Source organism: Maribrevibacterium harenarium, assembly GCF_006385675.1.
Classification (GTDB): domain Bacteria; phylum Pseudomonadota; class Gammaproteobacteria; order Pseudomonadales; family Marinomonadaceae; genus Marinomonas; species Marinomonas harenarium.
Genome location: NZ_VFRR01000010.1, coordinates 70,559 through 96,449, shown reverse-complemented (window position 1 = coordinate 96,449; position 25,891 = coordinate 70,559). Strand labels below are relative to the sequence as shown.

Sequence of the window (25,891 nt, the reverse complement as noted above, 5' to 3'; positions counted from 1 at the left end):
ATTTACCCCATTTGCCCTGAAAAATAAGGTTATTATGTTCATTTTTACAGTACGGAGACTCGGGCATGTATCAACCCAGCGATATTATTTTGCAATCGGAACCACCGTATCTTGAGCAAATGCAGCTCGATCACGCTGACTTTCAACTGAAGAGTAAAGCCAGTTATTTGAAAAAGCTGAAGAAGTGGCAGAATGCCATACTTGAGGTACAGCAGGCCTACTTCCATCAAAATCGCCGTGCCATCTTAGTTTTCCAAGGCTGGGACGCAGCTGGTAAAGGGGGCGCTATTCGCCGTTTGAGTGAAAAGCTTGATCCTCGTGGCTACAAGGTTCACCCTATCAGTGCCCCCACCGCAGAAGAGCAAGGCCGCCACTATTTGTACCGTTTCCAACAGCGCTTGCCGATTCCGGGTACTATTTCGATTTTTGACCGTTCTTGGTACGAGCGGGTATTGGTAGAGCGTATCGAGGGCTTTGCTTCGGAACAACAATGGCAGCGCGCATACCAAGAGATCAACGAATGGGAACGGATGCTGACCGACGATGGGGTGCGTATCGTCAAAGTCTTTATGCACATCAGCAAAGAAGAACAACTCAAACGCTTCACCGAGCGTCTTCACAACCCCGCGAAGCACTGGAAACTCACCCATGAAGATATTCGCAATCGGGACAAATGGGATGACTACGTGGTTGCTACCAACGACATGTTCCGCCACACCTCAACCGTGAGTAATCCGTGGCATATCATCCCCGGCAACCGCAAATGGTTTGCCCGCATAGAAGTACTCAAAACGGTTTACCATGCTTTGGCTGAAGGGGTTGATCTGGCGCCGCCAACGTTGGATGAGTCCATTGTCAGAGCAGCAGAAAAGGAGCTGGGGATTAGCGTGCCCGACCAGTTTATGTAAACCAAAGTAAGGATTTGCGCCGTTTAGCTGCAAAGTGCTGCTTTTCGTCAGTGAAATATAGCTTTTGCGACATCAATCAGGCACATTAACTCCAAACTCGACATAAATTGAGCACAAGGAGCATGTTATGAAACCTGCATTGATGATTCGTCAAAAGATCAGTGTCGGCTTTGTTGCCATATTGGTACTAGCCGTATTGGCTATCGTTGCAGTGATCGAAGGGAAAGTAAAACCTGATCTGATTGCAGAACGTCAGACCCAAATCGCGGTCAATCAGACAGGTTTGAATGACCTATTGAGCGCGAAGTTTGAAGAAATTCAACTACTGACTAGCACGCTTGCCCTAGCGACGGAAAACCTACCGAAAGACGAAGCGCTATTCAAAAAACTCTTCCCCAGCATTGTGGACAATCATGGTGATACGGCCATTGCCGGTGGTGGCATCTGGCCTGAGCCCAATGCATTTACCCAAGGGGTTGAGCGTCGTAGTTTTTTCTGGGCTCGTGGCGACAACGGCATCGACTACCTAGATGACTACAACGACCCGAATGGGGGCGGTTACCATGGAGAGGGCTGGTATCAAGTCGGAAAGAAAACGCCCGTTGATCAATGTGCTTGGTCAGAAGCCTACATAGATCCGTTTTCTAAAACGCCCATGGTGACCTGTACCGTACCAATCAAACCAAATAACAAATTCACCGGTGTCGCTACCGTAGACATGATGCTCGACGGTATTACCAAAGTTTTTAGCCGTTATGGGGCGGATAACAACGGTTACGTATTTGCAATCGACAATATGGGACAGATGCTCAGTTTCCCCACTGGCAGCGTCAAAATTGTGAAATCAGACGATTCCATGCTAACGGCTGATGAGCTGGTACAACAGGCACCATGGTTGAAAGAAGCCATCGCAGCCAGCAAGAAATTACAGTCTTCCACTCTGATTGAGATTAGCAATGACGGCATTTTGGGCGAATCTGCCTATGTGGATTTATTTAAACAACCGGAGACCGGCTGGGTAATCGGTCTCGTGGTGCCCAAAGGCGTTATGACGGCGGCAGCGAATGATATGGGGCTGTTTTTGTTAATCGCTATCGGTGCCCTGCTCATTGTGGTGGGTCTCATTGCCCTTTCTTTCTTACGTAGCTTGCTTAATAAAGTCCAGCACACCACAGATCAAATTAATGAATTGGTTGCAGGCGGCAGTACCAAAGACTTAGAAGTCGGAACTCTGAATGAAATTGGTCAGCTACGCCAAGCCGTCAACGCCTATGGCGGCAAGCTGAAGAGCCTATTGGAGCAAATCCATAACGAATCCGAACGTTTGGTTAGAGATGCGGGACGTTTGAATGCCTTTAGCGGTAGTTTCCTCAGCAAAGCCAACAGCCTGAACGATGAAAACCATACCCTTGCTGCTGCTACGGAAGAGTTTGGCGCCACATCCCACGATGTAGCCATGTACGCGGAAGAGACTAAAAGCACAGTAGAACGCATCCACCAAGATGTCTTGCGCAGCGGCAAAGAAATGGACGAGGTGATTCGTACCATGCGTAGCCTCACCGATGCCATGTCCAAAGCCCAACAAAGTATCATCAAATTGGATGCCGACAGCCGTGAAGCGAACAGCATGTTAAGCGTGATTCGCGATATCGCCGAGCAAACTAACCTATTGGCACTGAACGCAGCTATTGAAGCCGCCCGTGCAGGAGAGACTGGTCGAGGATTTGCAGTCGTTGCTGACGAGGTACGTAACCTTGCAGCCAAGAGCGAGAGCTCTGCGGTAGAAATCGAATCCGTTTTGAATCGCCTACAAGTTGCGTCAAAAGACTCTGTTAGCGCCATGGAACATGGTCATGGTGAAACCCACCGCGCAGTGGCTTCGGCAGAATCAACGTCAACTCACTTACAGCAAGTGGTCGAGGCCTTCTCGCAGATCACCGACCAAGCGATGCAGATTGCAACAGCAGCCAAAGAACAGCAAAAAGTCTCCAATGACTTGAGCCAATTTGTCGCCCGTTTACAAGATTTGACCAGCAGTAATGCGGAAGACTCAAACCAGCTACGGCAGATGAGCGAAGAGATCGACGCTATCGCCCAACGTTTGAATGCACTCAAATAAAGCTTGAGCAAGACAATCCAAGCCCCTAATGTGAAAACCTTAGGGGCTTTTTTTACCGGCAAACAAAAATTTGCCCTGTTTTTGTCATGTTTTACGGAGTTAACTATACGCATAGACGGGGGTAAACCACTACACTCGTACCCTCTATGCCAAAAAGGAGATGAAGATGGCGACGATTCTTTGTTACGGGGATTCTCTCACTTGGGGCAGTGTTCCCAATGGAGGACGTTATGCGGTCGGTGTACGTTGGCCAACTCTGCTACAAGAAGAACTAGGTGGCACTCACCAAGTAATCAACTATGGTTTACCCGGTCGTACGACGATTTGGGAAGACCCATTCCATGAAGGGCGCAACGGTTTGGCTTACATCCAAGCTGCTTTGGAAACCTTCGGCCCAGTGCATGTGTTGATCATTATGCTCGGTACCAATGACCTAAAACGTTACTTCAACGTCGGTGCCTTCGAGGCGGCCAAAGGGGTCGAGCAAATTATTCATCGCGCTCGAATGAAGCTGGAGCCAGGCTTCCCAAGCCCCAAAATCATCGTCGTCGCGCCACCCAACATCACCTCCCCCACCGGTGAGCGGGCGGAAACTTTCTCTGGCGCTGTCGAGAAATCCCAATATTTCCATCAGCACTTCCAAAATATGGCATTCGCCAATGATGTGGAATTTCTCAACTCAGCCGGGATTCTGCAACCCTCCGAAATTGACGGTGTGCATCTCGATGTTAATGGCAACCAAGCTCTTGCTAAAGAGCTAGCCCCCATCGTGCGTAAGTTACTAGTGTGATAATCGAGGCAGAAGTGAGACGTTGCTCGCTTCTGCCATTCACATCTGTATGCCTGCCTTTTAACGAAAGTGTGGATACACCTGCCGTTTAAAATCCCTTACCCTTGCTCTATCAGCCACCAGCGAGGATGAAGCAATGCAAGTCAGCTTTTTAGGTTTAGGAACCATGGGCTACCCCATGGCAGGGCATTTAGCCAACGCCGGCCACAGTGTCACCGTTTATAATCGCACTACCAGCAAAGCCGAGGCTTGGTGCCAGGAATATTCCGGTGCCCTTGCTGCGACACCGACCGAAGCCAGTGTTAATCAAGAAGTCGTGCTCACCTGTGTGGGCAATGATAACGATCTACGGGCGCTCTATCTTGGTGCCGATGGCATTATTGCAGCAGCAAAACCCGGCACCTTATTTATTGATCACACCACCGCCTCAGCAGAAGTCGCCCAAGAGCTTTATCAAGCTGCGCTACAGGCCGGTTGCTATTTTCTCGATGCGCCTGTGTCGGGCGGGCAAGCGGGGGCGGTAAATGGCGTACTAACGGTGATGATTGGTGGCGATCAAGCTCTGATTGATCGGGCCCAACCCATTTTAGACTGCTACGCCAAATGCACTACTCGCATGGGCGATGTTGGCGCTGGGCAAATCGCCAAGATGGTGAATCAAATCCTGATTACTGGGATTCTGTCTGGATTGTCTGAAGGCATTCGCTTCGCACAAAAAGCTGGGCTAGATATTGCCACCCTAGTGGATACCCTCAAGGTCGGTGCCGCCGGCTCTTGGCAGCTTGAAAACCGCGGTAACACCATGGCCAAGGACGAATTCGACTTTGGCTTCGCTATTGAATGGATGCACAAAGACCTAGGGATCGCCCTTGCCCAAGCCGAGAAGATGGGGATCAAATTACCGCTAACCGCCCAAGTTGATCAGGCTTATCAGGGGTTAATCGAACAAGGTCGAGGCAGACAAGACACCTCGGTGTTAATCAAGGACTTCGATCAAAAGCAGTAAACGCGTGCTCGCAACAGCGACTTAAGAGGGTCGCTGTTGTCTTGCGTGGTAAACCGCGAAGCCACTGCCCCGATGGAGTTGAGTGTGCTTACCAAGGGCGGCATCAATACAAGGAGCGTAACGCAAGAAGTCATTAGCCACCACAAACAACTCGCCATTTAAGGTCAGATGCTGCTTCACCCCGGCGAAGAACTGTTCCGCAATGGAATAATCCGTATTGATGCCCGTATGGAAGGGGGGATTGGTCACCACGTAATTGAAACGCCCTTTCACATTTTGTAGGCCATTGGAGGCGAGGCAAGTCACGGACTCCTCACAACCATTCGCCGCAAACGTTAGCTCGGTGGCTTTGAGGGCCAAAGCAGAATCATCCAATGCGGTGAGCTTGGCACCGGTTTTCTGGTGCAACCACATGCTGATGATGCCATCACCACAACCGAAATCCAGAATACGCGCATCGGACACGGTGCTCATAAAGCGGTGTTGTTGCAATTGCTGTAGTAGAATCTCGGTGCCTTTGTCCAATTTACCGTGACCAAAAACCCCCGGCAAACTACAAAGCGTGAAACTTTGACCAGCGACTTCTTGTTGCCAAGACGTAATCCAGTCGTCGAATACAAATTCGGGTGCTGAGCCTTCCAAGCGCCCATTAAACAACAGGCAGTGCTTCGCCCCTTCGAACTTAGTCACATCCACAATGTAGCTTGGCAGTTTTTTCACCGTAGACTTCACACCACTTTTGTTGTCACCCACTAACCACACTTGGGCACCGGGCTTCAACCGCGGTAAAGCCACCGCCAGAAGATAACCTAGTAACTCTTTCGCTTTAGGTTGATAGATCACCAGATGATCGAAATCTTGCCAGTCTTTGCCCTCTAAGCTAGCGCCGAAGTGGCGTTTTGCTTCTGCTAAACCAGTTCCTAGTTGGGAAAAGACCGTATAAGACTGAGCCCAAGCATAAACATCAGCTTCCTGACTTAATAAGGTAGGAAAACTGTCTTCAGGGTTGGCAAATAAAACTTTGCCGCGCAACTGCGCGGCATTGCGTTCAAGCAGCAAGCTTGGGGGGTTAAGCGTCATAGGTAATGGCTAACTCTTTGTTAGATAAAGTACACACCGGTGCCAATAAACGGTTCAGACGCTCAGTAGGCAGCTCAGGCTGTGCACGTGGGTAACGTGGTTGTGGACGGTCATTGATCAAGGGGCTCTGCCAACCTTTGGTTAAGGCTAAAAAGTCCAAGGCAAAGGCATCACCATGCTCTAGACAACCCGACAAGATCACATCCACGTAGCTAAGCACAATCGGGCAGGCGTCCTCTGGGTGCTTAATTTCTTCAGTGTGATAAACCCAATAGGTGCCTTCTGGTAGGGGCTCATCTAAGTAGGCCGTCAACTGCTCCGGTAGCACCTGCGAACGCTGATAACCGATTTCACGTTCGTCAAATAGAGCAATTTGATCTTCCGCCACGGCCACCAAGATACCATTACAGGCGGCATTTTCAGACTTTTGAATCGCCACCGTACTCATATCCATATCTGGGTCCACCACCGCCCAGTGACGCTCAAAGCCGTGGAGTTTCACTGGCCAGACTTGTCCAGTTTCCCCAGTTTTGGCGCGGCTTTCGCTGCTAATCAAACTGCCGTATGCGAGTATGAAATGCTGGTTTGTTGCTGTCATCTCTCCCCTCCCGTTGCGTGTTGCACGCTTATTGTTCCGCTCATCGTTGTTGGACGCCCATCATACCTTGCGGGTCAAAGGGAGACCAGTGACCCACGTTGGCAAACAGACCTTGGTTTAGAACATCATCGGGGGGATTGGTTTCATTTAGATAACATATAGTCAAAAACAAACTGATAACGTAGTAAATATACGTCATACTGATCCCTCAGCCAGGTATAACGACCGCCCTCAATACTGAAAAAATGCCCCGTCCAAGGACGCCAGTTTAGCGCCACATTCGCCGAACGATAGGGGGAATCGGACTGACTGATGCCTACTTGGTCAGTTATCAAGTTAACGTTACTGCCAACCAAGGTATGTCCAGCTACCCCATGCTCCACGCGTCCCCACAGCTGCCAACGCTCTGCCAACTGCCAGCCCGCTTCAAGCCAAGCCCCTACAAACTCACCCAGGTAATCCGGTGTGCCGTATATGCTGTCCAAGTAACCACTGTCCTGCTTGTAATAGACTTCTGTGCCAATCCAAGTGCGTTCCCCCTCATAGGAAAGGGCGCCATTAACCACTTTGGCTTGACCAACAAAACAGACTCGCTCGGCATTAACTTCTGAACAATTGGGCAAAGTATGGGTATGACGACTGGAATCCACTGTAGACAAAGCTCGACCATCTACATCCAAGGATACGAACGACACGCTTGCATCCCAGCTATCATTCCACCAACCCACCGTCATACTGGCGCTATTTAGAGCATCATTCGGCGCGCCGGGGAAAGCATCGACTTTCCATGTTCCCAAGGTAATATAACTATTGCGCCCTGCCGTCAGGGCCAAACCGTCCGCTCGCAAACTGTCCCCTAACACCGCCCGCATGGTAAGAGGAGCAAGACCGATCGACCAACCATGCATTTCTTGGCGATTGAGTTCACCAATAGGCAACATTTGGCGACCAAGTCGATAGCGATAATTGCCGGTGTCCTCCAGCGCGCCACCAACCCAAGCGGCTTCCGCATCCCATTCGTTTTCTTCCCCATGGGTGCCGATACTAAGGAGCAGCTGGTGGGTTTTGCCCCATAATAGATTCGCCCCGATTTCAACATAGGCTAACCCATCACCATGTTCATCTTCCCGCTTATTACCAGCTTCCAAAACACCGGGGAGACGATCGACCGGCCATACCTGATCGGACTGCAGGGATTGAGCGCCAAGCCCCAAAAAGACTGAGCTGGTGTCACCGCTTTCATGGGCGAGCACTGATGCGCTGACGCCGATGGTAAGCACACCAACGACAAAACTCAGCCGACTATTTAAAAGGATTCGAGTAGCGTTCATTGGTAGCGATGGTCTCGTCAGTTAGGGTTTTCAAGAAGGCGATCAGGTCGGATTTCTCTTGTTCGGTGAAATCAATGCGGACAATCAAATCGCTTTTATTGGGGCTAAAGCGACCATCACCGGCGTAGGGGCCAGTGGTGATATTGCGGCCGCCTTCCGAATAAAAGTCCACCACCTCTTCCAGTGTGGCAATACTGCCATCGTGCATATAGGGCGCCGTTAGCGCTACATTCCAAAGACTTTACGCACGGAACAAACCTTTATCTGTTTGCCTGCCGGTAAAATCGTATAAGCCCTGATTGTTGGCGGGGAAATCCCCGGTACCGCCCACATTGTATAAGCCGGTATTATGAAAAAGGTTTTCCTCAAATCGCTTACCTACATAGGTCACTTGATCGTTAAAGTTAAAACTACCGTGACAGTGGAAGCATTCCGCTTTTTCCCCATTAAACAACAAGCGTCCCCGCTGCTCTGCTGCGGTGAGTGATACTTCACCCCGTTGATAACGCTCTAACTTAGAATTACCTGTCAGCAGCCCCCGCTGAAAAGTTGAAATCGCCTTGATGATATTATCGAAGGTGACTGGTGTTACCTCGTCAGGAAACGCCCCTTTAAAGCGTTGTAGATAATCCGCATCATCAGCAAAACGCGCTAGTATCTCAGCACGATTATTGTCATTTACCCCCATTTCGACGATTTTCTCTGCAAACAGAGGCACCGCCATTTGGGTTTCCAAGCTGGTCAGATCCGGGTTTACCCAGGTAAAGGTGCTGTTGTAAGCCACATTCATTAGGGAAGGGGCATTCCGGGGTAAGACATCGCCAGTAGAGCCAATGGAGACCGTCAGCCCATCGGTAAAGGCTTTGTCCTGATGGTGACACGATGCACACGCGAAGGTTTGATTTCCAGAAAGCTTGGTATCGTAAAATAACCGCCGCCCTAGTTGGAACTTGGCCTCGCTCATGGGGTTATCCGCTGACACGGCCGGGGTTGGAAAGTTGGGTGGCAGATGCCATGTCCAGCTGCCATCGGCCAAACTGGGATCCGTTGTTTCAGTGCCTGTATCGATGCAACCACTTATCCCTGTGGCTATTCCCATACTAAGCACACCCCATAACCACCTATTCATGGCTCCCTCCCGTTTGACTCACCAAAAAAGGGTCAGCAAACCGAGGGTTGGCGATAAACTCATGATCTGTCAGGGTTTTCAAAAAGGCGATAACAGCCTTTTGCTCGTTCTCGTCGAGTTCAATTTGGTCAATCAGAGGATCTTTTAACGGCGATAACGCCCCATCCCCTTTGTTTGGCCCCGATTCGATCAAACGACCATGGCGGGCATACATCGCCACCACCTCTTCTAAGGTGGCCATAGAACCGTCGTGCATGTAAGGAGCAGTAAGCTCGATATTGCGCAAACTCGGTACTCGGAACTTGCCCATATTGCCTTCTTGGGGCATCACACCGATTAAACCGACGTTATCGAGCGGGTAACCGCCTTTGCCATCCACATTATATAAACCATTGTTATGAAATGGTTTTTCTACAAACTTACTGTCCGCACTGTAAGTCTGGTTACTAAAATTAAAGCCACTATGACATTGGCTACATTGGCCTTTGCCATTAAATAGAGTCTGTCCCTGCTGCTCCAATGGGGTTAAGGAAACTGCACCCCGTAAGGCTTGGTCATAACGGCTATTGGCGGAAATCACACCTCTTTCAAAGGCGGAAATCGCCCGCACAATATTCATAAAATGAATCGGCTGTGGCTCGCTGGGAAACACCTCGGCAAACCATTTTTGATATTGAGCGTCCTGCTGAAAACGCGCCAGTACTTCGTCTTTGTTTTCGTCGTTAATACCCAACTCAATGCCGGTGTTTTCCACAAACATGGGCACTTGCGCCTGAATTTCTAAGGTGTATTGGGAGGGGTTTGCCCAAGTCAACGTCGGGTAATAGGCCACATTGGCAATGCTCATGGCGCTACGAGCGATAGTGTCACCGGTAGAACCAATCGGCTTCGCCAAGCCATCTGTGAACGCCAACTGTTGAAAGTGGCAGGAGCCGCAAGATTGGGTGCCATTGCCCGACAAGCGTTTGTCGTAAAACAAATGCCGCCCTAGCTGAAACTTCGCCTCCGTCATTGGATTGTCTTTGGGGACAAAGGGAACCGGGAAATGCTCGGGAAGCTGCCACTGAAACTCCGGCGTTGCGGTGGCTTCGCTCACCACCACAGACACCTGAGAACTTGGGGACTCTCTTTCAATCAGCCCCCAAGCCAACAGCGCAGCGCCCCCAACCCCAAATAGGGTCAGAATACGATGCGACGTTTTCATAGGCTTACTGCACCGTAAAGACCGTTTGAACGGCATCCCCGGTTAAAGTTTGACCCGCTTTGTCGCCGATTAAACCTAGACCCAGGGCTTTAAAGATAGGCGTACACTCTGGGTCCGTTGTACCAGACATACAGCCTACAGCACCACCCGTATCTTTGGTCAAATCAGACTCGGCGAAAAGCTTCTGAATATCCAACACCACTTTTTGGCTAGTGGAATCAAAGCTACTAAAGTTCAGATCTAGACGGTTGGGGTTTGAACAGGTTGTTTCATTACCAGAGATTGTAGGGTCACCGTAACAGCCTGTTGATCCCAAATGCACCATCCACTTGGTCGCTGCCTTGTCATCACTGGTATCTTCTGTCCCCATCGTACGAGTAAGGCCATTTGTCGGCGCGAACTCGATACGAGTAAATTTACGACCACCCTGCCAACTCCACCCCATCGCGGTATTCACTAAAGGCTTGGGTACATTCTCACCTCCTGCTTTATTGCTATGATTCAGTTTCGTTGTTCCATCAGCCGAATAAATAGGCACGCCCACTGTCATAGTCACACCAGTGTAATTGCCGGGGGCTACATAACCAGTAATAGAGATTTTATAGCTTGTAGAACAATTACCATCAGTGTCGAAGCCAAAGTCCATTAGCGATACGCCTTTGCTCTGGCTATAGTTTTCATCAAGATAAACCAACTGAGCATTACCGTCCGCATCAGTCATCATCAAATTTGAAATATAAAAACGAGTATCAACGAGCTTACCGGCCGTATCTGAAGCATTTACATCATTGATGGTTATGGCATCACCGCAACGAACTGGCGTGCCATTGTTTTGCATATCAAAGTTAATAGTGACTTGCTGAGTTGCCGATTCCCTAGCACTGGTACTTGCCGCCAACATGGCTTTCAGCGTCGCAGCGGACTCTGAATTGACTGTTGCGGTATCTAAATCAGCACCTTGACTCTGTACCGTTTGCTTCGCAATCTTAGCTAAAAGGCGCTGCGCTTTAACAGGCTCAATGCCATCTACAGCAGCTGCATTAGCCTGCATCACTTTCACCATAACCTGAGCAGCTTTATGAGCATTCCCATAAGCTGTTTGAGTATCCGCATCATTTGTCGAAGCCGTTTTGTGGGCAATGTAATCTTTAAACAGATCCACATTAGTCATACCTAACTCGGTTTTGACTGCTGCCGCAGCGGTATCAGGGTTTAAGCTCGAGTCTTCTGCCATCGCTTGATGAACTAGTGTTGAAAGCGGACTAATAAACTCATGCTTTCCTGCAGGTGCAGTAAGAGTATAAGCCGTGCCGACAGCTTGGTTAGTATCTGAATCTATTGCTGTGGCAGGCACCTCAACCACTAAGGGATAAGAGCTTACATCTGACTCGGTCGCTGCCAACGAGTAGGCGCCGTTGTCACCCGTTACTGCAGATGGTTCACCTGAGTCACAAGCTTGGTTTTTATTGATATCTAGGCACACTTTCGCACCTTTCAGATATCCATCAGCAACAGCGCCGCTAATGGTGGTTTTTGTCGAGGTAGCGTTATCAGTCGTCGAGTCGGAATTATCACCACAACCCGCTAACATGGCAGCCATCACCGCAGTCAAGGTAAACATAGGTAGTTGTTTCATTGCTTATTATCCTTTTTCAAGGCGAGCGCGGCCGCAGCGGCTTTCCAGCCACTGAAAAAAGGCACACGCAGGCCAAGCCCTCAGGTAGACCTGAAGGCTAAAATTTTATTGGGAGAGTAGGAACGCTTAGTGGTGTTTATGCTCACCGGACATTTTCATGCCTTGCTTCATATCACCGTGCTTCATGGCGTCATGCTTCATCGGCATGCCCAGTTCTTCAGGCATAACAATTTCCGCATTCATAGGGATGCGCTCGCCAGATTTCAGAATCAAAGTGAAGTCAACGGACTCACCTGGAACCAAAGTGCGGTTTAGCCCCATCATCATCACATGGTAGCTACCTGGTTTAAACGCTACGCTGCCATCGGCAGGAATCACGATTTCGTGGACTTGGCGCATTTGCATGGTGCCATCGACCATATCGTGGGTATGTAGCTCGACAGCTTTCGCCACGTCGCTCTCAACGCCAACAAGCACTTGTTCTTGGTCAGTATGATTGTGTACCAACATATAAGCCGCGCTATTTGGCGACGCAGGTGGCATCGCACGAGCTTTCGGATGATGAAATTCCAAAGAAGCAGCAGACGCCACCGCAGAAGCCACAGCCGCAGCCACAAGAGCAAGACGAGACAAGGTACGAATAGACATAAAGCATTCCTAATTATTCAAAATTGAGTAAGAGATTAAAGGATGAAAAATCAGCTTACGTGCGGCGGTGCGCGGCTTGAATAAACGGGAATCCAGGGGGAGGTAAACGACGTTGCTCTCTGCCCAGCAACGACGTTAGAAGAAAATACCGGTAGCGGCAGCTCGAAGTTTGCCGTCACCAAAGAAGAATGATCGACTGTCAGACCACATTTACAGCTCGCATGTAGCTGGGCAATGTTGTCCTGCATGTTGGCATTGTTGAAATCCTTCAGCGGTATCTCAACGTACTGTACCCCATTCAACAGACTACAGACGCGCACAATGACACTGTCGCCTTGGACTACCGGCTGCGTCGGCACCACCAGCGGCGCCAACATAGCCAACATCCAAGCCACCAGTACAAAGCGGGCTTGCCGTAGCAATGTTTGAGAAAGGGTAGCGGTCATATTAGAACCAGTTATCGATCGAGGGGCTATTTTAGCCTTTCTTTCCTGACCAATACCAGACCAGTTGCCGGCGATAGCCTGCGCTAAATCAGCGAGTGTGGGTGAATTGCCCCAAGGTTCTTAGCATATTTGAGGAGTCGCCTCGTCCGTGAGGCGCTTTTCATGTCGGATGAACTGATTGAAGATCGATGTAACAACTACTAAGAAATGCTTTAGCGGTGTACATTTTTAAGCGGATTCGATAGAAAAAAAACCAGTGGCATCGCGGCAATGGTCACCCACATCATCAAACGAAAATCTTGCAGATACGCTAAGGTCGCGGCTTGCTGGTTCACCATACTATCCAACATGGCCAGTCCGTATTCACTCTTCACGCTTATGCCCGCCGATGATGGAAGAACATCTAAGCCAAAGTTAAACGGTGAGATCGACTGGGAAAACACCGCATGATTTTTTTGTACTTGCTGTGACAAATAGGTCGCCACAATCGAAATACCAATACTGCTACCGATATTTCGCACCAAGCTAAACATGGCCGTACCTTCGTTACGATATTTTGGGTTTAAGGTGGCAAAGGTAATGGTAGAAAGCGGCACAAACACCAAACCCAATCCGGCACCTTGCACGACGCCGGTACGGATGATGTCCGCACTGGTCACTTCTAAGGTGAATTGGGTCATTTCCCACATGGAAAATGTCACCAATGCCAAACCCATGAAGATAAAGTAGCGCGGATCGACTTTGCCAGATAAGCGCCCGACGACCATCATGGAAGCCATGGTGCCAAATCCACGGGGTGCCAAGATACTGCCCACATCGACCACCGGATACCCCATCAGTTTCTGCATAAACGGAGGTAATAGCGCCATAGTCGCCAGTAAAATCACACCGACAATAAAGATAAACAACAAACCAACGGCGAAGTTTCGGTCTTTGAACAACACCGGTTCGATGAAGGGTTGATGGTGGGTGTGAATATGAGCAATGAACATGTAACCCGCCAAAACCGCGACAAAGGCTTCGATGGTGATCTCGATATTCTCAAACCAACCAAGCGTTTCGCCACGGTCAAGCAACATCTGTAAACAGCCAATCGCTAACGCTAGCAAGGCAAAACCATACAAGTCAAAGCGGCGGCCTTTTTGTAATTCAGACTCTTTCACAAAGGTGGCAATACCAAACCATGCGAAAATCCCGAATGGCACGTTAATGTAAAACACCCAACGCCAGCTGTAATACTCGGTCAGTAAACCGCCCAAGAATGGCCCCAAGATGGGCCCGACCATCACCCCAACACCCCACATCGCCATGGCAGAACCATGTTTTTCTTTAGGATATGTGTCGAGCAAAATGGATTGAGACAAGGGTACTAAGGCGGCACCGAAAACCCCTTGTAGCAAGCGGAACAGGATGATTTGATCTAACGACTGGGCTAACCCACACAACACAGACGTGACCGTAAAGCCAAATACTGACCACAGAAACAGCTGCTTTCGACCAAATTTCGCTGACAAAAAGCCCGTCAATGGCAAGCAAATCGCCGACGCCACAATGTAGGAGGTCAACACCCAAGAAATTTGATCTTGAGTCGCCCCCATGGTGCCCTGCATGTGTGGCAAGGCGACGTTCGCAATGGTGGTATCCAATGCTTGCATAATGGTGGCGAGCATCACCGACAAGGTGATCATCAAACGCTCGGCTGCTTTGTCTTCATAGGATGCGGTCATGGTCTGTTCCGACATTGCCAACTCCTAAATTACAGGCTAAACCCAGCCAATTGACGCTGATGATGTGTATCGACCGTAACAATGGCACTCAAGCCAGAACGCAACGGTGGTAAGTCTTGCTGTGTGTCGAACTCAATACGCACAGGCACGCGTTGGGTAATTTTGACCCAATTGCCCGTCGCGTTTTGCGCCGGAATCACGGAAAACTCAGACCCCGTTGCCGGGCTAATGCTGGCCACATGACCGATCAAGTGACGGTTTGGATAGGCGTCAATTTCGATATCTACGCTTTGCCCCGGCGCCAAATGCGCCAAATCTTTTTCGGGAAAGTTGGCTTCAATCCAACCTTTATCACCACCAATCAAGACTAAGCTGGTGCTACCGGCTGCGACAAATTCCCCATTCGTCGGCACCTTCGTCACCACGCCAGTACTCGGCGCATACACAGCCACATGTTCTAGGTTCAAGTTTGCCTGAGCCAATGCGGCTTGAGCAGACAGGTAACTTGGGTGCTGTTCGATGGGACGCTCGACGTTACCACCAAGCGCTTCGCGCAATCGAATGAGGTCCTTTTCTAAGGTTGCTAATTGCAACTCACTCACCGCTACTGCTTGTTTGGTGGCGTCGTATTGGGAAGCCGATACGAAATTCTGTTTTGACAAGTTCGCTTGGCGGTCAGCTTCTTTACGGTTGTAGGCGAGCTGACTCTTCGCCAGCTCGATCTCGGCTTGCTTCTCAACGTAGGCGGCTTTTTGTGACATCAGATTAATACGTACCTGATCCAATTGTGCTTGGGCTTGGGCGACCGCCACTTTGAAGCTGCTGTTATCTATGCTGAATAGCAGTTGGCCTTTTTCGACCGACTGGTTTTCACTCACATTTAACGAATTAATCACCCCAGATACTTGGGCGGTGACCGCCGTTTTATTTGCTTTTAGGTAAGCATTTTCGGTTTCCACATATCGGCCACCATTTAAATACACCCAGCCACTACCAAGCACAGCAATCACTGGGATCACACCCAATAGCATACGACGCTTGGCTTTCGCTTGAGGTTTGACGGCTGGTGCAGATGTTGCTTGTTCAGACATGATATTTCTCTCGAATTTGGACAGTGCGGGGCTTAGCGCCCGGCTAAATTACTGTGAATCGTGCGCAGAGTTCGTTCAAACTGATCGATCTCTTCTTGGCTTAAACCTGCCAAAGCATCCTCTTGAACCTCTTTTACGATGACTCGAATATCGCTCAATCGCGCTTGTGCGGCGTCAGTCAAATACAGACCATACGCACGACGATCATCAGGATCTGGGCGTCGTTCAACTAAGCCATCCTCCGCTAACTGATCAATCAAACGGGCCAAGGTAATGGGCTGAATTTCCAAAATATCGGCAAGGGCGACTTGGCGTATCCCTTCATTGCGGCTGACATACACCAGGGCACGAGCCTGTTGTGGTGTCATGGGCAACTCGCGCTTTAGGTATTCCCGGCGCATCAGTCGCTTAATGTCAGTCAGCAAAAAGCCTATTTCATTAACGGGTTGTGAAGATTTAACGGGTTGTGAAGATTTAACGGTCATATTGGATGGATGTCTGTATTTGAAAGGCTAACGATTCATTTAAGATAGGAAGATTATTATATACATTGCTTACTATATACAATGCAGACTAGATACGATGCATAGTTCTTTCACCATTTCCCCATAATGCAAAGCGCCCACGAGCTAAATGACGGGAAAGCAAAAAGGCCGTGCTTCACTGAAACACGGCCTTAGCTTGACGAGATTGAATGACGATTGCGCTTTTGAACGCTTACAACAAGAAGTTCAACCCAACACAAAGCAGTAGCAACGCGAATAAACGCTTTAGCATCACCGGGTCAAGTTTGTGGGCAAGCGCCGCGCCGAAACGAGCAAAGATCATGCTAGTGGAGGCAATCCCGACCAGTGCTGGCAAGTAAACATAGCCGATGCTCCAACCTGGCAATGACTCATGACCCCATCCCATTACCATAAAGGACAAAGCTCCGGAAACCGCCAACGGCAAACCTACCGCAGCAGCGCTCGCGACTGCTTGCTTCATCTCTACCCCGCGCCAAGTGAGGAACGGCACTGTCAAAGAGCCGCCGCCAATACCAAAGATGGCCGATGCCCAACCGATGATGGTTCCAGCGACGCTCAACAGAGTATGACCAAGAGTGGATTTCGCGCCTTTCGGACGCCAGCCAGTCGCCATTTGTAGCGACATTAACAGGGCAAAGACGCCGATGATAATTTGCAGCTCGCGTCCAGGGATGTAGGCTGCCGTAATACCACCGAGGAAACTACCAATAATAATACCGCCACTGAGCCACAGCACCACCGGCCACAGTACAGCACCCCGTTTATGATGGGCGAGCACAGAATTAATGGAGGTAAACACGATGGTTGCTAACGATGTGCCGACCGCAAGGTGCGTCATAACCTCAGGCGTCATCCCTTGTAAGGTAAAACTGAAGATCAGCACTGGTACTATGATCAGGCCACCACCGACGCCAAATAAACCCGCTAACGTTCCCGCACCGGCGCCAAGCAACATATAAAGTAGAAATGTCATCGCTATACCCCTTCAAATCAGGCGCATACGATACTCTTTCAATCCATGCAGAACCAGTTCAAAAACTGCAACGCTGGGTTTTGCAGCAAATAAGGAACGTCGCCCGAGCACCTGAGATTGGCGAACTTTGACATACATCAACACTCTATTAAGGAGTAAACTAGCACCGATTAAAACGAGATCGAAGAATACCCTGCTTATGAAAGCCTTTAGCAAACTTGAACTTGGTTTTTACGCCGTGGCATTTGCTTCTGTATTTGGCATTGCCGCCTTGCTGCGCACCGTCCACTCTGAGCCACCCATGCCAGATGATGTCGGTCTATGCGACCTAAAAAGCGGATTCTGTGACGTGCAGACCAACAACCGTTTCGATGGCTCCCAAGTGCAATTTGAAAATGGCATTAATATTAACCGCCGTATTCCAACGACCCTGACCCTACCCGCTGCTATGGCCGATGCACCAGATGATGTAACACTGGTATTAGAAGGCCGCGACATGTACCTAGGTGTGTACGAATACCCTCTACGTCGAAAAGAGGGTAACCAATGGCACGGCAAAGTTGTCATTCCCTTGTGTACCGACAACCGTATGCAATGGGCATTGAAAGTAAAAATGCCCAACAAACGTGGCGAGCTAGAAACCTTGTGGGCCTATCAATTCGATATTGATAACCCCAATGCCCTAGCAGTGAATTGATCATCAAGGACTGGATTGAATCTACTTAGGATATTCCGCGTGACAATAATTGACGCCGTCTATGGTGCCGAGAGAGCAACATCCATTCTCAACCCCTTTATTTCTTAAGCCGTCATCGAAGGCCCAATAGTGGTTATAACTGCCATCACGTAGAAAGTCGAAAACGGTTTCGATATCGCTAGCATTGCTGCTCTGAGCGATGGCGATTTTTTCATTCAAATCATTAACATCCGTTACTTCAACCATGCACCCGACCTCTAAAGCATCCGTTTCTGAAACAACACCTTTTGCATACAAGGTATCATACAGTTGCTGAATCGCCTTTATATCGTAAGTCCCAGCTTGCATGTCAGGAATATCGGTATTTTCATAGCCTAACGGAGAGCCATCTATATTGGTGAAGTCATTTTCATCATAGATATACTTCTGAACTAAGAGCTGTACCGCAGCGATATGCTTGTATTCCGATTTTGTCGCAATGTTATTGAGCTGGTTTAAATTTGGGTACTGTTTGTACAAAGCATTGTAGAGGTCATAGGCCAATCGCTCTTCATTCCCCATAAAAGACAGCGTGTTTGTTAACTCCTGATTCAACGTGGATTTCTCACTGTCTATAGCGCTTTGCACTTCAGCCGGTAGCGATGACTTGTTATCGGTTGCTGATGCACTATCTGCTGCTGAGGTAGCATCCTCTCCCCCACACGAGATGAGAAAAAGGCTACCCAATATAAGTAGACTCGGTAATGTAAATTTGCTCATGGACGCCCCAAAGAATTAGACCCAACTAATATATCGAAATAATTTAGATTAATCTAATATTTAAGCATTTAAATACCGAGCGGATGACAATACGACAGCGTAGGCACGCCTGATAACGGTCATTGGTTAATTTCTTGCCTGCGCATAGACATGCGCATAGAATCAGACTTTATATTCTCTATCTTCTGGGAGAGTCTCATGGCTCAACTATATAACTCAGCCGCCCCCAAAAAAGCAGCAAATCTCTCTATCAATAGCGATCTTCTGCGTAAAACCCGAGAACTCAACATTAACTTGTCTGCCACACTGGAACAGGCTTTAAAAGAAGAACTCGCGAAGCACGAAGCTGCTCAGTGGGTTGAAGAAAATCGCGCGGCAATAAAAAGCTACAATGACTTCGTCGAACAATACGGATGCTTCGGCGACGAATTCAGGGAGTTCTGATGGCACAGTTCGATGTATACCCCAACCCAAGTAAAACTAGCAAAGGATACTACCCTTATCTTGTCGATATTCAGAGCAGCCTCTTGGGCGATCTGACAACTCGAATTGTGATTCCCTTGGGCAAACGCTCTGCGTTCGGTGGTGAAGTCATGCAAGGACTCACTCTCGAAGTCAGCTTTGCCGATCAAGAGTTGTTGCTATTAACCCCGCAAATTTCCTCTGTGCCAGAAAAACACCTCAAGAACCCCATTGGTTCTCTCTCTCATTTCAGAGACCAGATTGTTGCGGCTTTAGATCTGGCGATCACCGGCATTTAACGCCCGAGAGGATGATGGATAAGTTATTTCAAAAGGAAAGCACCACCGACCACCGGAGTAGCCAGTGGTGGTAGCTTGATTATGCTTTAATGGCGGCAATAACGGAGATTTCGACCAGTAGTTCTGGAGACGCCATTTGTGCTTGGACGCAGGCGCGGGCTGGGGCAAATCCGGCTGGCACCCAGTTATCCCAAACGGCGTTCATGTCGGCAAATAAGCTCATGTCTTTTAGGTAAATGGTGGCAGACAAGATGTGTTCACGGTCACTACCCACGGACGCCAGTAAGTCATCGACTTTGGCAAGCATGGTTTGGGTTTGGTGGGTGATGTCGGCGTTGCGGTCTTCGGCCACTTGGCCACACAAGTAAGCGGTATTGTTGTGCACGACTACACGGCTCATGCGGGCGCCGGTTTCATAACGTTGGATAGACATAATGTACCTATGTTTTTAATGGGCTTTTATAAATTGGCTTATGGGAAATAACAGGGGGAGCCGCAGCTCCCTCAGATTAACGATAGCGAGCGACAGATAGCTCGTCCGCTGGAATATCGGTTTTGGTTTCGCACATCAGGTCGGCGATCACGCGGCCAGAGCCACAAGCCATGGTCCATCCCAAGGTGCCGTGACCGGTATTCAAGTACAAGCCAGACACGTCAGTAGCGCCGATGATAGGGGTGCCGTCGTAGGTCATAGGACGTAGACCCGTCCAGTATTCCGCCTGATTCAAATCACAGCCCTGTCCGAACAAGTCCCCTACCACGTGTTTGATGGTTTCTGTGCGGGATTCCGGCAGGTCTAAATTGAAGCCGTTAATCTCAGCCGTACCGGCAGCGCGGATACGACCACCTAAGCGGGTCACGGCAACTTTATAGGTTTCGTCCATGACGGTAGAAATCGGTGCATATTGCTCATCTTGGATGGCAACAGTCAGTGAGTAACCCTTGATCGGATAAACCGGGATGTGAATACCCAAGGACGCCATGAGCTCCGTTGAGTAGCTACCCAAACAGACCAACACCTTATCGAAGTTCAGAGTTTCCTTGTCCGTGGTGACACCGCTAAGGCGACCAAACTGAGCATCAATAGATTTGATGTTTTCGTTAAAGCGGAAGGTAACACCAAGTCGATCACACTCAGTTTTTAGGTTTTGACAGAACAGGTAGCAGTCACCGGTTTCATCACCGGGCAAACGCAAACCACCGGCTAGCTTATCTACTACCGGGCGCAAACCGGTTTCGATATTGACACATTCTTGGGCGGTTAGTTGCTCGTGGGGGACTCCCAGAGCTTTTAGCACTTTAATGTCTTTTTCTGCGGCATCCACTTGTTGTTGCGTGCGGAACAGCTGCAATGTGCCTAACTGACGGTCTTCGTAGGTAATGCCAATGTCCTTGCGTAGCTCCACAAACTGGTCACGGCTGTACTCAGCCAAGGCCATCATGCGCGACTTGTTCACGTTGTAAGCGGACTCGGTACATTGCCCTAGCATCTTCGCCATCCAAGTGTATTTCTCCACTGAAGGGGTGAAGTTGACCCGCAGCGGTGCGTGTTTTTGAAATAACCATTTCGCCGCTTTTAACGGAATGCCCGGTGCCGCCCATGGAGCAGAATAACCAGGGGAGATTTGCCCCGCATTGGCAAAACTAGTCTCCATAGCTGGGCTGGCTTGACGGTCAATCACCGTCACCTTAGCCCCTTTTTTGGCTAAATAGTAAGCAGAAGTTAATCCAACTACACCGGAACCGAGTACACAAACATTCATACTGAAAAACCCAATACAAAAAGACGATATGGGCATTATATTTACGATTTAATAGTTTTATTAACTTATTTACAAATACCAAACAGTTAATTAGACCATAAAAATATAAATAATAAGAATTTTTCACCTATTGACTATTTTTATGGTTTCTGAAAATCCTGCACACAGTTTCCACAACAATATCTTGACCTAGCTCGTGACTTTCAGCGCCAGTTTATTGGGAACCTTGATCTCGGTCGGTAATAGGTGGATTGAGTAGTAACGGCGGGAGTTGTGAGGATAGATGGGGAACGGCTGAAACGAGCCTTGGCTCCCGCTACCAAGCAACACCCCGTTTCAACGCTCCCTTGGCATGGAACCCGCTTTTAATTCGCGTATACTCAAGTTTCTATTGTGTTTAAGGCAGTGATCTCATCGTGAAGCAGGACGTACTTTCCCTTATCGAGCAGCATTATCCTTCCCTATCGCCCTCGGCTCGGGCGATTGCGAGCTACCTGCAACAACATCCATTGGCGATTGTGAGCCAAACCACCGCCGAGATAGCAGATAAGACCAATACCTCAAAAGCCACCGTCAGCCGCTTTTTCCGCCAACTGGGTTTCGCCTCCCAACAAGATGCCAAGCAGGCACAGCTAGCTTTACGGGATAGCGGTGTCCCGGTATTGACCCAAGGGAATGAAATTGACCAAACCGCTACCGAGCTCAATAACCTGACCCGCACCTTTGACGGGTTGCGCCCTGAAGTACTTCAGAACATTAGCGAGCAGTTAGCAACCGCACCGCGGGTGACGCTTATTGGCTTTCGAAACAGTTACCCGGTTGCGCTACACTTTCGTCAGCAACTGCAACAGATACGCAAAACCGTGCGGCTCTTGCCCCAGCCAGGGCAAACCCTTGGGGAAGATTTGCATGATATTGTCGCAGGGGAAGTGTTTGTGCTGCTGGGTTTCCAGCGTCGTACCAAGGTATTTAAACATGTGGTAGCGGCTCTCACTGGGCAGAAGACAGTATTGATTACCGACCCCACTGGGCAGATTTATAATCAGCAAGTGGAGCATGTGCTAGTCTGCCATTTAGGTAACGACAACCCTTTTTACAGCTATGCAGCGCCCATGAGCTTGGTTTCCATGCTGTGCAATATGGTGTATCGCCATATTGGTGAAAGCGCTCAAGTGCGCACCCAAGCCATCTCTCACCTCTATGAAGAATTGGACGAGCTAGAACGCTAGTTCAGTCGCTCTATGTCTTTGAGAATCCAAGCGCTGTGGTGTTGGTCGAAACCGATTTTCGGGTAGTAATCCACCGCTTGGGGTGCCGCCAACAGGTTAATCATGCAGTTGGGGTGCAGCTGCTCTTTGGTCAAACGCACCAACTGCTTGCCGATACCGCTTGCCTGAACCGTCTCGTCCACCGCTAGGTCCGACAGATAGCAGCAGAAATCAAAGTCGGTCAGTGATCTGGCAACGCCAACTAACTGATCCCCTATCCAAGCTGTAATCAGCAAGTTGCCATGCTTTAACATGGATGCCACCACATCAGGGTGCGCTACCGGACGTCTTGCACCTAGGGTGGTTTTGTTCAGTAAATCGATAAATTGCTGTACGGAAATGGGGTCGTTGATTTTATATTGAACGGATGGTGTTGCTGACATGACTCTCTCCACAAGGAACGCCAAAAGGGCTGCTCCCATCCTGAACCGATTTTGCCGTTAGCGCAATCATGATCCAAGTTGCGCAGTCACTTACAGAGTGATTGTCAGCTTTCCCGAACATAACTTTTTAGTAATAGTGCCATTCGTTTCTCTTGACAGAACAGAGAAACAAATGTTTCATAGGTAGAAATTTAGGAGACAAATATGCCACACCGTCTAACACCAAACCCATTTCTGCCGGTCTCGGTAAATACCAGAGCAGGCATTACAACGGGCGCTCAAAGCTTGGCTGGGTTACGTTTGGCAGTGAAAGATTTGTTTCATATGGCAGGTGTCCCCACCACGGCGGGCAATCCAACTTGGCTCGCCACCCATGCCACACCAGAGCACACCGCAGCGAGCGTTGTCGCATTATTAAATGCTGGCGCTAAGTTTGTCGGCAAAACCATCACCGACGAACTGGCATACAGTTTAAACGGGCAAAATATTCATTACGGCACACCGACCAACCCGATCACACCCGAGCGCTTGCCAGGGGGATCTTCGTCTGACTCTGCGGTAGCGGTGGCCGCCAATCTTGCGGATATTGGCTTGGGCACGGACACCGGCGGTTCCATTCGCGTTCCGGCGAGCTACAACGGTCTGTTCGGCTTACGTCCCACCCATGGGCGCATCCCTATGGATCATATGGTAGGACTGGCGCCATCCTTTGATACGGTTGGTGTGCTCACTCAGGATTTAGACTCCTTAGCAAAAGCCATGTCAGTACTACTTGGCGATACGGCGGATCATGCACTGCCGATGATGCAACGGGTTCAAATCGCCCATTTGCAAATGGAACAGGTCGAGCACAGGGATTTGCTAAAAGCCAAACTGAAACAGTGGCAACAGTCCAGCAAACTCAGTGAGCTTCATTCGCTGTCCATTGATGCGGATGCTTGGCAAACTGGCGAGACCTTTCGAGTACTCCAAGGTGCCGAAATTTGGGCAGAACATGGGGATTGGATTCAAACCCAGCAGCCAGAATTTGCACCGGATATTGAGCAGCGTTTGCGATGGACGCAGACCATTTCGCCAGAAGAGGTGACTCTGGCGAAACAGCGCCAAATCGCTTTTACAAAATGGCTCGACGGTCATCTAGCCAACGGCTTGTTGCTGTTGCCAACCACGCCAGGACGTGCGCCTTTGATCGGTACACCAGATGAAGCACTCGCCGACTACCGCAACCAATTGCTGTCTATGACCGCAATTGCAGGGCTGGGTGGTTATCCGCAACTGCATCTACCAATTGTGGATATAGAGGGTGCCCCCTGTGGTTTATCGTTGCTAGGCCCGAGAAACAGCGATCTTGCCTTGATCGCCTTTGCCAAATCTTTGCTGGAGTAACCTATGTCTCAGATCGCCTTCACCACCCCTCATCACGAAGCCACCAAAGCTGGCGAAGCCATTTTGGCCCAAGGTGGCACGGCCATCGAAGCCATGGTAGCAGCCGCCGCGACCATCGCCGTGGTGTATCCCCATATGAACGGATTAGGCGGCGATGGTTTCTGGTTAATCAGTGAACCGGGCAAGGCACCGATTGGTATCGACGCCTCCGGCAAAGCGGCGCAAATGGCCGATCTGTCGTTTTATCAAGGACTTACCGAGATTCCAACACGCGGCGGGAAAGCGGCACTTACCATGGCGGGCGCGGTCGCCGGATGGCAAGAAGCTTTGGCCATCAGTCATCAGTGGCAAGCTGGCTTACCGCTACCGACACTGTTAAACAATGCCATTGACCATGCTCGTTCTGGCATTGAGGTTACCGCCAGCTTAGAAGCTGCCAGTCGTAAGGTGCATGCCGATCTTGCGCACTTGCCGGAGTTCTCGCAGTTCCTTCAGGATGGCAACATCCTTAAACAAGGCACGACGCTGAAACTCGAACGCCTTGCCGCCACCCTAGAACACCTTAGCCGTATGGGATTAGCCGACTTCTACCAAGGCGAAGTAGCCATGCAATTGGCGAAAGATTTAGAAGCCGCAGGCTCACCCATTCGTTTGGAAGATTTCTGGTCGTACCATGCTCAGCAGGTAAAACCGCTGTCAGTTACCACGTCAAAAGGCACCTTATACAACTTGCCCGCGCCGACTCAGGGCATTGCTTCCCTACTGATTTTGGCGCTGTATGATCGCATTTCCATTCTGGGCGATGGCAGTGATACGGACATGGCGCATTTGTTAATCGAAGCAACCAAACAGGCCTTTATCGCTCGGAATCAATACGTCACTGACCCAGCGCGTTTGGCATTGAACCTAGAAGAGTTACTGACGCCGCCTTCACTGACCAAAATGAGCGCCAATATCTCTGCCACACAGGCATTACCTTGGCCACATGAAGCCAAGCACGGAGATACCATTTGGATGGGCTGCTGTGACAGCAAAGGCCGAATGGTGAGTTACATCCAGAGTTTGTATTGGGAATTTGGCAGCGGCATCGTGAGCCCAAGCACCGGGATTGTGTGGAACAACCGCGGTTCCTCGTTCAGCCTCGATCCCGAGCATTTACAGGCACTTAAGCCGAATTTAAAGCCATTTCATACCTTAAACCCAGCTTTTGCGGAATTAAAAGACGGCCGCCGCATGAGCTATGGCACCATGGGTGGCGAGGGGCAACCACAAACTCAGGCCGCTCTGTTTAGCCGCTATGTCTACCACGGAATGCCGCTAGACAAAGCCATTAGTACTGGACGCTGGTTACTTGGCCGCACCTGGGGCGATGTGAGTCACAATTTGAAAGTAGAAGCGGATTTTGCAGGTGATTCTGCCGAGACATTGCGCCTGCGTGGCCATGATTTGGTGGAAGTACCCGCTTGTAATGAATTGATGGGGCACGCCGGTGCGGTGGTACTTCACCGAGACGGTACAACCGATGCTGCTACCGATCCACGAAGTGATGGTTTGGCAGTTTCATCTGGGGCGTGAGGCTGGGACAGACAACCCTTCAGAGACCAGCAATCAGGATGATTGCGTAGGCTTAACCGGCACAGGGATGTGCCGTATAAGCCGGG

27 protein-coding genes and 1 pseudogene are annotated in these 25,891 nt (G+C 49.7%); 11 read left to right on the top strand and 17 right to left on the bottom strand.

The genetic code is table 11. The features are described from left to right. Positions 1-65: 65 nt before the first annotated feature. The 5 genes and pseudogenes from FJM67_RS07040 (at position 66) to FJM67_RS17895 (ending at position 4,823) form a co-directional block, all read left to right on the top strand. Entirely contained in the window at positions 66-908 is an 843-nt protein-coding gene (locus tag FJM67_RS07040) for a polyphosphate kinase 2 family protein (protein ID WP_140588077.1), read from the top strand. A 127-nt stretch (positions 909-1,035) separates the two neighbouring features. Then, positions 1,036-3,027, top strand: a complete 1,992-nt coding sequence (locus FJM67_RS07035) for a methyl-accepting chemotaxis protein (protein ID WP_140588076.1) — start codon at positions 1,036-1,038, stop codon at positions 3,025-3,027. A gap of 166 nt (positions 3,028-3,193) precedes the next feature. Further along, positions 3,194-3,817: an SGNH/GDSL hydrolase family protein gene (locus FJM67_RS07030; RefSeq protein WP_140588075.1), complete on the top strand. Its 624-nt coding sequence runs from the start codon at positions 3,194-3,196 to the stop codon at positions 3,815-3,817. A gap of 118 nt (positions 3,818-3,935) precedes the next feature. Beyond that, positions 3,936-4,427 (top strand): annotated as a pseudogene (locus tag FJM67_RS17900) (NAD(P)-dependent oxidoreductase); the annotation flags it as partial. Positions 4,428-4,433: 6 nt separating this feature from the next. Next, the gene (locus FJM67_RS17895) at positions 4,434-4,823 is read left to right on the top strand and encodes an NAD(P)-dependent oxidoreductase (RefSeq protein ID WP_328591926.1); all 390 of its coding nucleotides are present in this window, start codon (positions 4,434-4,436) and stop codon (positions 4,821-4,823) included. A 21-nt stretch (positions 4,824-4,844) separates the two neighbouring features. Here FJM67_RS17895 and FJM67_RS07020 read toward each other — a convergent pair whose 3' ends face one another. The 13 genes from FJM67_RS07020 to FJM67_RS06965 form a co-directional block, all read right to left on the bottom strand. Beyond that, complete coding sequence (locus FJM67_RS07020) at positions 4,845-5,903, bottom strand: class I SAM-dependent methyltransferase (RefSeq protein WP_140588073.1); 1,059 nt, start codon at positions 5,901-5,903, stop codon at positions 4,845-4,847. After that, positions 5,893-6,501, bottom strand: a complete 609-nt coding sequence (locus FJM67_RS07015) for a gamma-glutamylcyclotransferase (protein ID WP_140588072.1) — start codon at positions 6,499-6,501, stop codon at positions 5,893-5,895. Before FJM67_RS07015 ends, FJM67_RS07020 begins: the two co-directional genes overlap by 11 nt. 143 nt (positions 6,502-6,644) lie before the next feature. Continuing rightward, positions 6,645-7,832, bottom strand: a complete 1,188-nt coding sequence (locus FJM67_RS07010) for a hypothetical protein (RefSeq protein WP_140588071.1) — start codon at positions 7,830-7,832, stop codon at positions 6,645-6,647. Next, complete coding sequence (locus tag FJM67_RS17650; RefSeq protein ID WP_219845921.1) at positions 7,804-8,040, bottom strand: hypothetical protein; 237 nt, start codon at positions 8,038-8,040, stop codon at positions 7,804-7,806. Before FJM67_RS17650 ends, FJM67_RS07010 begins: the two co-directional genes overlap by 29 nt. 33 nt (positions 8,041-8,073) lie before the next feature. After that, positions 8,074-8,961, bottom strand: coding sequence for a cytochrome c peroxidase (locus FJM67_RS07005; protein WP_219845919.1), 888 nt, complete (start codon positions 8,959-8,961; stop codon positions 8,074-8,076). Further along, positions 8,954-10,165, bottom strand: coding sequence for a methanobactin export MATE transporter MbnM (locus tag FJM67_RS07000; RefSeq protein WP_140588070.1), 1,212 nt, complete (start codon positions 10,163-10,165; stop codon positions 8,954-8,956). The genes FJM67_RS07005 and FJM67_RS07000 overlap by 8 nt, the downstream gene beginning before the upstream one ends. A 4-nt stretch (positions 10,166-10,169) precedes the next feature. Beyond that, complete coding sequence (locus FJM67_RS06995) at positions 10,170-11,801, bottom strand: MbnP family copper-binding protein (protein WP_140588069.1); 1,632 nt, start codon at positions 11,799-11,801, stop codon at positions 10,170-10,172. Positions 11,802-11,927: 126 nt separating this feature from the next. Next, positions 11,928-12,449, bottom strand: a complete 522-nt coding sequence (locus tag FJM67_RS06990; protein ID WP_140588068.1) for a copper chaperone PCu(A)C — start codon at positions 12,447-12,449, stop codon at positions 11,928-11,930. 50 nt (positions 12,450-12,499) lie between these two features. Then, the gene (locus tag FJM67_RS06985) at positions 12,500-12,895 is read right to left on the bottom strand and encodes a hypothetical protein (RefSeq protein WP_140588067.1); all 396 of its coding nucleotides are present in this window, start codon (positions 12,893-12,895) and stop codon (positions 12,500-12,502) included. A 212-nt stretch (positions 12,896-13,107) separates the two neighbouring features. Continuing rightward, positions 13,108-14,637 carry a DHA2 family efflux MFS transporter permease subunit gene (locus FJM67_RS06980; RefSeq protein ID WP_235890007.1) on the bottom strand — a complete coding sequence of 510 codons (1,530 nt, stop codon included), beginning with the start codon at positions 14,635-14,637 and terminating at the stop codon, positions 13,108-13,110. Between the two features lie 14 nt (positions 14,638-14,651). Further along, positions 14,652-15,713, bottom strand: coding sequence for an HlyD family secretion protein (locus tag FJM67_RS06975; protein WP_140588066.1), 1,062 nt, complete (start codon positions 15,711-15,713; stop codon positions 14,652-14,654). A gap of 32 nt (positions 15,714-15,745) precedes the next feature. After that, on the bottom strand, positions 15,746-16,198 hold the full coding sequence (locus FJM67_RS06970) for a MarR family winged helix-turn-helix transcriptional regulator (RefSeq protein WP_140588065.1): 453 nt from the start codon (positions 16,196-16,198) through the stop codon (positions 15,746-15,748). A gap of 232 nt (positions 16,199-16,430) precedes the next feature. Further along, positions 16,431-17,213: a sulfite exporter TauE/SafE family protein gene (locus FJM67_RS06965; RefSeq protein WP_140588064.1), complete on the bottom strand. Its 783-nt coding sequence runs from the start codon at positions 17,211-17,213 to the stop codon at positions 16,431-16,433. 199 nt (positions 17,214-17,412) lie between these two features. On the opposite strand from FJM67_RS06965, the gene FJM67_RS06960 reads away from it, so the two are divergent. Beyond that, positions 17,413-17,910 (top strand): hypothetical protein, encoded by a 498-nt coding sequence (locus FJM67_RS06960; protein WP_140588063.1) that lies wholly within the window; start codon positions 17,413-17,415, stop codon positions 17,908-17,910. Between the two features lie 21 nt (positions 17,911-17,931). On the opposite strand, the gene FJM67_RS06955 is transcribed toward FJM67_RS06960, so the two are convergent. Then, positions 17,932-18,669 carry a ferritin-like domain-containing protein gene (locus FJM67_RS06955; protein ID WP_140588062.1) on the bottom strand — a complete coding sequence of 246 codons (738 nt, stop codon included), beginning with the start codon at positions 18,667-18,669 and terminating at the stop codon, positions 17,932-17,934. A 198-nt stretch (positions 18,670-18,867) separates the two neighbouring features. Here FJM67_RS06955 and FJM67_RS06950 point away from each other — a divergent pair, with 198 nt between their 5' ends. Further along, the gene (locus tag FJM67_RS06950; protein ID WP_140588061.1) at positions 18,868-19,113 is read left to right on the top strand and encodes a type II toxin-antitoxin system CcdA family antitoxin; all 246 of its coding nucleotides are present in this window, start codon (positions 18,868-18,870) and stop codon (positions 19,111-19,113) included. Continuing rightward, positions 19,113-19,430 carry a CcdB family protein gene (locus FJM67_RS06945; protein WP_140588060.1) on the top strand — a complete coding sequence of 106 codons (318 nt, stop codon included), beginning with the start codon at positions 19,113-19,115 and terminating at the stop codon, positions 19,428-19,430. The genes FJM67_RS06950 and FJM67_RS06945 overlap by 1 nt, the downstream gene beginning before the upstream one ends. A gap of 79 nt (positions 19,431-19,509) precedes the next feature. On the opposite strand, the gene FJM67_RS06940 is transcribed toward FJM67_RS06945, so the two are convergent. Together FJM67_RS06940 and FJM67_RS06935 are read right to left on the bottom strand one after the other, a co-directional pair. Further along, entirely contained in the window at positions 19,510-19,863 is a 354-nt protein-coding gene (locus FJM67_RS06940; protein WP_140588059.1) for a RidA family protein, read from the bottom strand. A 76-nt stretch (positions 19,864-19,939) separates the two neighbouring features. Further along, positions 19,940-21,193, bottom strand: coding sequence for a D-amino acid dehydrogenase (locus tag FJM67_RS06935; protein ID WP_140588058.1), 1,254 nt, complete (start codon positions 21,191-21,193; stop codon positions 19,940-19,942). A gap of 416 nt (positions 21,194-21,609) precedes the next feature. Here FJM67_RS06935 and FJM67_RS06930 point away from each other — a divergent pair, with 416 nt between their 5' ends. Then, positions 21,610-22,422 carry a MurR/RpiR family transcriptional regulator gene (locus tag FJM67_RS06930; RefSeq protein WP_235890006.1) on the top strand — a complete coding sequence of 271 codons (813 nt, stop codon included), beginning with the start codon at positions 21,610-21,612 and terminating at the stop codon, positions 22,420-22,422. Here the strand turns inward: FJM67_RS06930 and FJM67_RS06925 are convergent. Then, on the bottom strand, positions 22,419-22,844 hold the full coding sequence (locus tag FJM67_RS06925; RefSeq protein WP_140588056.1) for a GNAT family N-acetyltransferase: 426 nt from the start codon (positions 22,842-22,844) through the stop codon (positions 22,419-22,421). The genes FJM67_RS06930 and FJM67_RS06925 overlap by 4 nt on opposite strands. 204 nt (positions 22,845-23,048) lie before the next feature. Between FJM67_RS06925 and FJM67_RS06920 the strand changes: the two genes are divergently transcribed. Both FJM67_RS06920 and FJM67_RS06915 read left to right on the top strand, forming a co-directional pair. Further along, entirely contained in the window at positions 23,049-24,230 is a 1,182-nt protein-coding gene (locus FJM67_RS06920) for an amidase (protein WP_140588055.1), read from the top strand. Between the two features lie 3 nt (positions 24,231-24,233). Then, positions 24,234-25,805, top strand: a complete 1,572-nt coding sequence (locus FJM67_RS06915) for a gamma-glutamyltransferase family protein (RefSeq protein ID WP_140588054.1) — start codon at positions 24,234-24,236, stop codon at positions 25,803-25,805. The last annotated feature ends 86 nt before the right edge of the window (positions 25,806-25,891 follow it).

Bases quoted from the DNA above. Each gene is read 5' to 3' on its own strand.
- FJM67_RS06980 (WP_235890007.1), bottom strand. From the start codon at position 14,637: ATGTCGGAACAGACCATGACCGCATCCTATGAAGACAAAGCAGCCGAG.
- FJM67_RS06920 (WP_140588055.1), top strand. From the start codon at position 23,049: ATGCCACACCGTCTAACACCAAACCCATTTCTGCCGGTCTCGGTAAAT.
- FJM67_RS06935 (WP_140588058.1), bottom strand. From the start codon at position 21,193: ATGAATGTTTGTGTACTCGGTTCCGGTGTAGTTGGATTAACTTCTGCT.
- FJM67_RS06975 (WP_140588066.1), bottom strand. From the start codon at position 15,713: ATGTCTGAACAAGCAACATCTGCACCAGCCGTCAAACCTCAAGCGAAA.
- FJM67_RS07030 (WP_140588075.1), top strand. From the start codon at position 3,194: ATGGCGACGATTCTTTGTTACGGGGATTCTCTCACTTGGGGCAGTGTT.
- FJM67_RS07020 (WP_140588073.1), bottom strand. From the start codon at position 5,903: ATGACGCTTAACCCCCCAAGCTTGCTGCTTGAACGCAATGCCGCGCAG.
- FJM67_RS06940 (WP_140588059.1), bottom strand. From the start codon at position 19,863: ATGTCTATCCAACGTTATGAAACCGGCGCCCGCATGAGCCGTGTAGTC.
- FJM67_RS06945 (WP_140588060.1), top strand. From the start codon at position 19,113: ATGGCACAGTTCGATGTATACCCCAACCCAAGTAAAACTAGCAAAGGA.
- FJM67_RS06985 (WP_140588067.1), bottom strand. From the start codon at position 12,895: ATGACCGCTACCCTTTCTCAAACATTGCTACGGCAAGCCCGCTTTGTA.
- FJM67_RS06950 (WP_140588061.1), top strand. From the start codon at position 18,868: ATGGCTCAACTATATAACTCAGCCGCCCCCAAAAAAGCAGCAAATCTC.
- FJM67_RS07000 (WP_140588070.1), bottom strand. From the start codon at position 10,165: ATGAAAACGTCGCATCGTATTCTGACCCTATTTGGGGTTGGGGGCGCT.
- FJM67_RS06955 (WP_140588062.1), bottom strand. From the start codon at position 18,669: ATGAGCAAATTTACATTACCGAGTCTACTTATATTGGGTAGCCTTTTT.
- FJM67_RS07005 (WP_219845919.1), bottom strand. From the start codon at position 8,961: ATGAATAGGTGGTTATGGGGTGTGCTTAGTATGGGAATAGCCACAGGG.
- FJM67_RS17895 (WP_328591926.1), top strand. From the start codon at position 4,434: ATGGGCGATGTTGGCGCTGGGCAAATCGCCAAGATGGTGAATCAAATC.
- FJM67_RS06995 (WP_140588069.1), bottom strand. From the start codon at position 11,801: ATGAAACAACTACCTATGTTTACCTTGACTGCGGTGATGGCTGCCATG.
- FJM67_RS06915 (WP_140588054.1), top strand. From the start codon at position 24,234: ATGTCTCAGATCGCCTTCACCACCCCTCATCACGAAGCCACCAAAGCT.
- FJM67_RS07015 (WP_140588072.1), bottom strand. From the start codon at position 6,501: ATGACAGCAACAAACCAGCATTTCATACTCGCATACGGCAGTTTGATT.
- FJM67_RS06990 (WP_140588068.1), bottom strand. From the start codon at position 12,449: ATGTCTATTCGTACCTTGTCTCGTCTTGCTCTTGTGGCTGCGGCTGTG.
- FJM67_RS07035 (WP_140588076.1), top strand. From the start codon at position 1,036: ATGAAACCTGCATTGATGATTCGTCAAAAGATCAGTGTCGGCTTTGTT.
- FJM67_RS06965 (WP_140588064.1), bottom strand. From the start codon at position 17,213: ATGACATTTCTACTTTATATGTTGCTTGGCGCCGGTGCGGGAACGTTA.
- FJM67_RS07040 (WP_140588077.1), top strand. From the start codon at position 66: ATGTATCAACCCAGCGATATTATTTTGCAATCGGAACCACCGTATCTT.
- FJM67_RS17650 (WP_219845921.1), bottom strand. From the start codon at position 8,040: ATGCACGATGGCAGTATTGCCACACTGGAAGAGGTGGTGGACTTTTAT.
- FJM67_RS06970 (WP_140588065.1), bottom strand. From the start codon at position 16,198: ATGACCGTTAAATCTTCACAACCCGTTAAATCTTCACAACCCGTTAAT.
- FJM67_RS06960 (WP_140588063.1), top strand. From the start codon at position 17,413: ATGAAAGCCTTTAGCAAACTTGAACTTGGTTTTTACGCCGTGGCATTT.
- FJM67_RS07010 (WP_140588071.1), bottom strand. From the start codon at position 7,832: ATGAACGCTACTCGAATCCTTTTAAATAGTCGGCTGAGTTTTGTCGTT.
- FJM67_RS06925 (WP_140588056.1), bottom strand. From the start codon at position 22,844: ATGTCAGCAACACCATCCGTTCAATATAAAATCAACGACCCCATTTCC.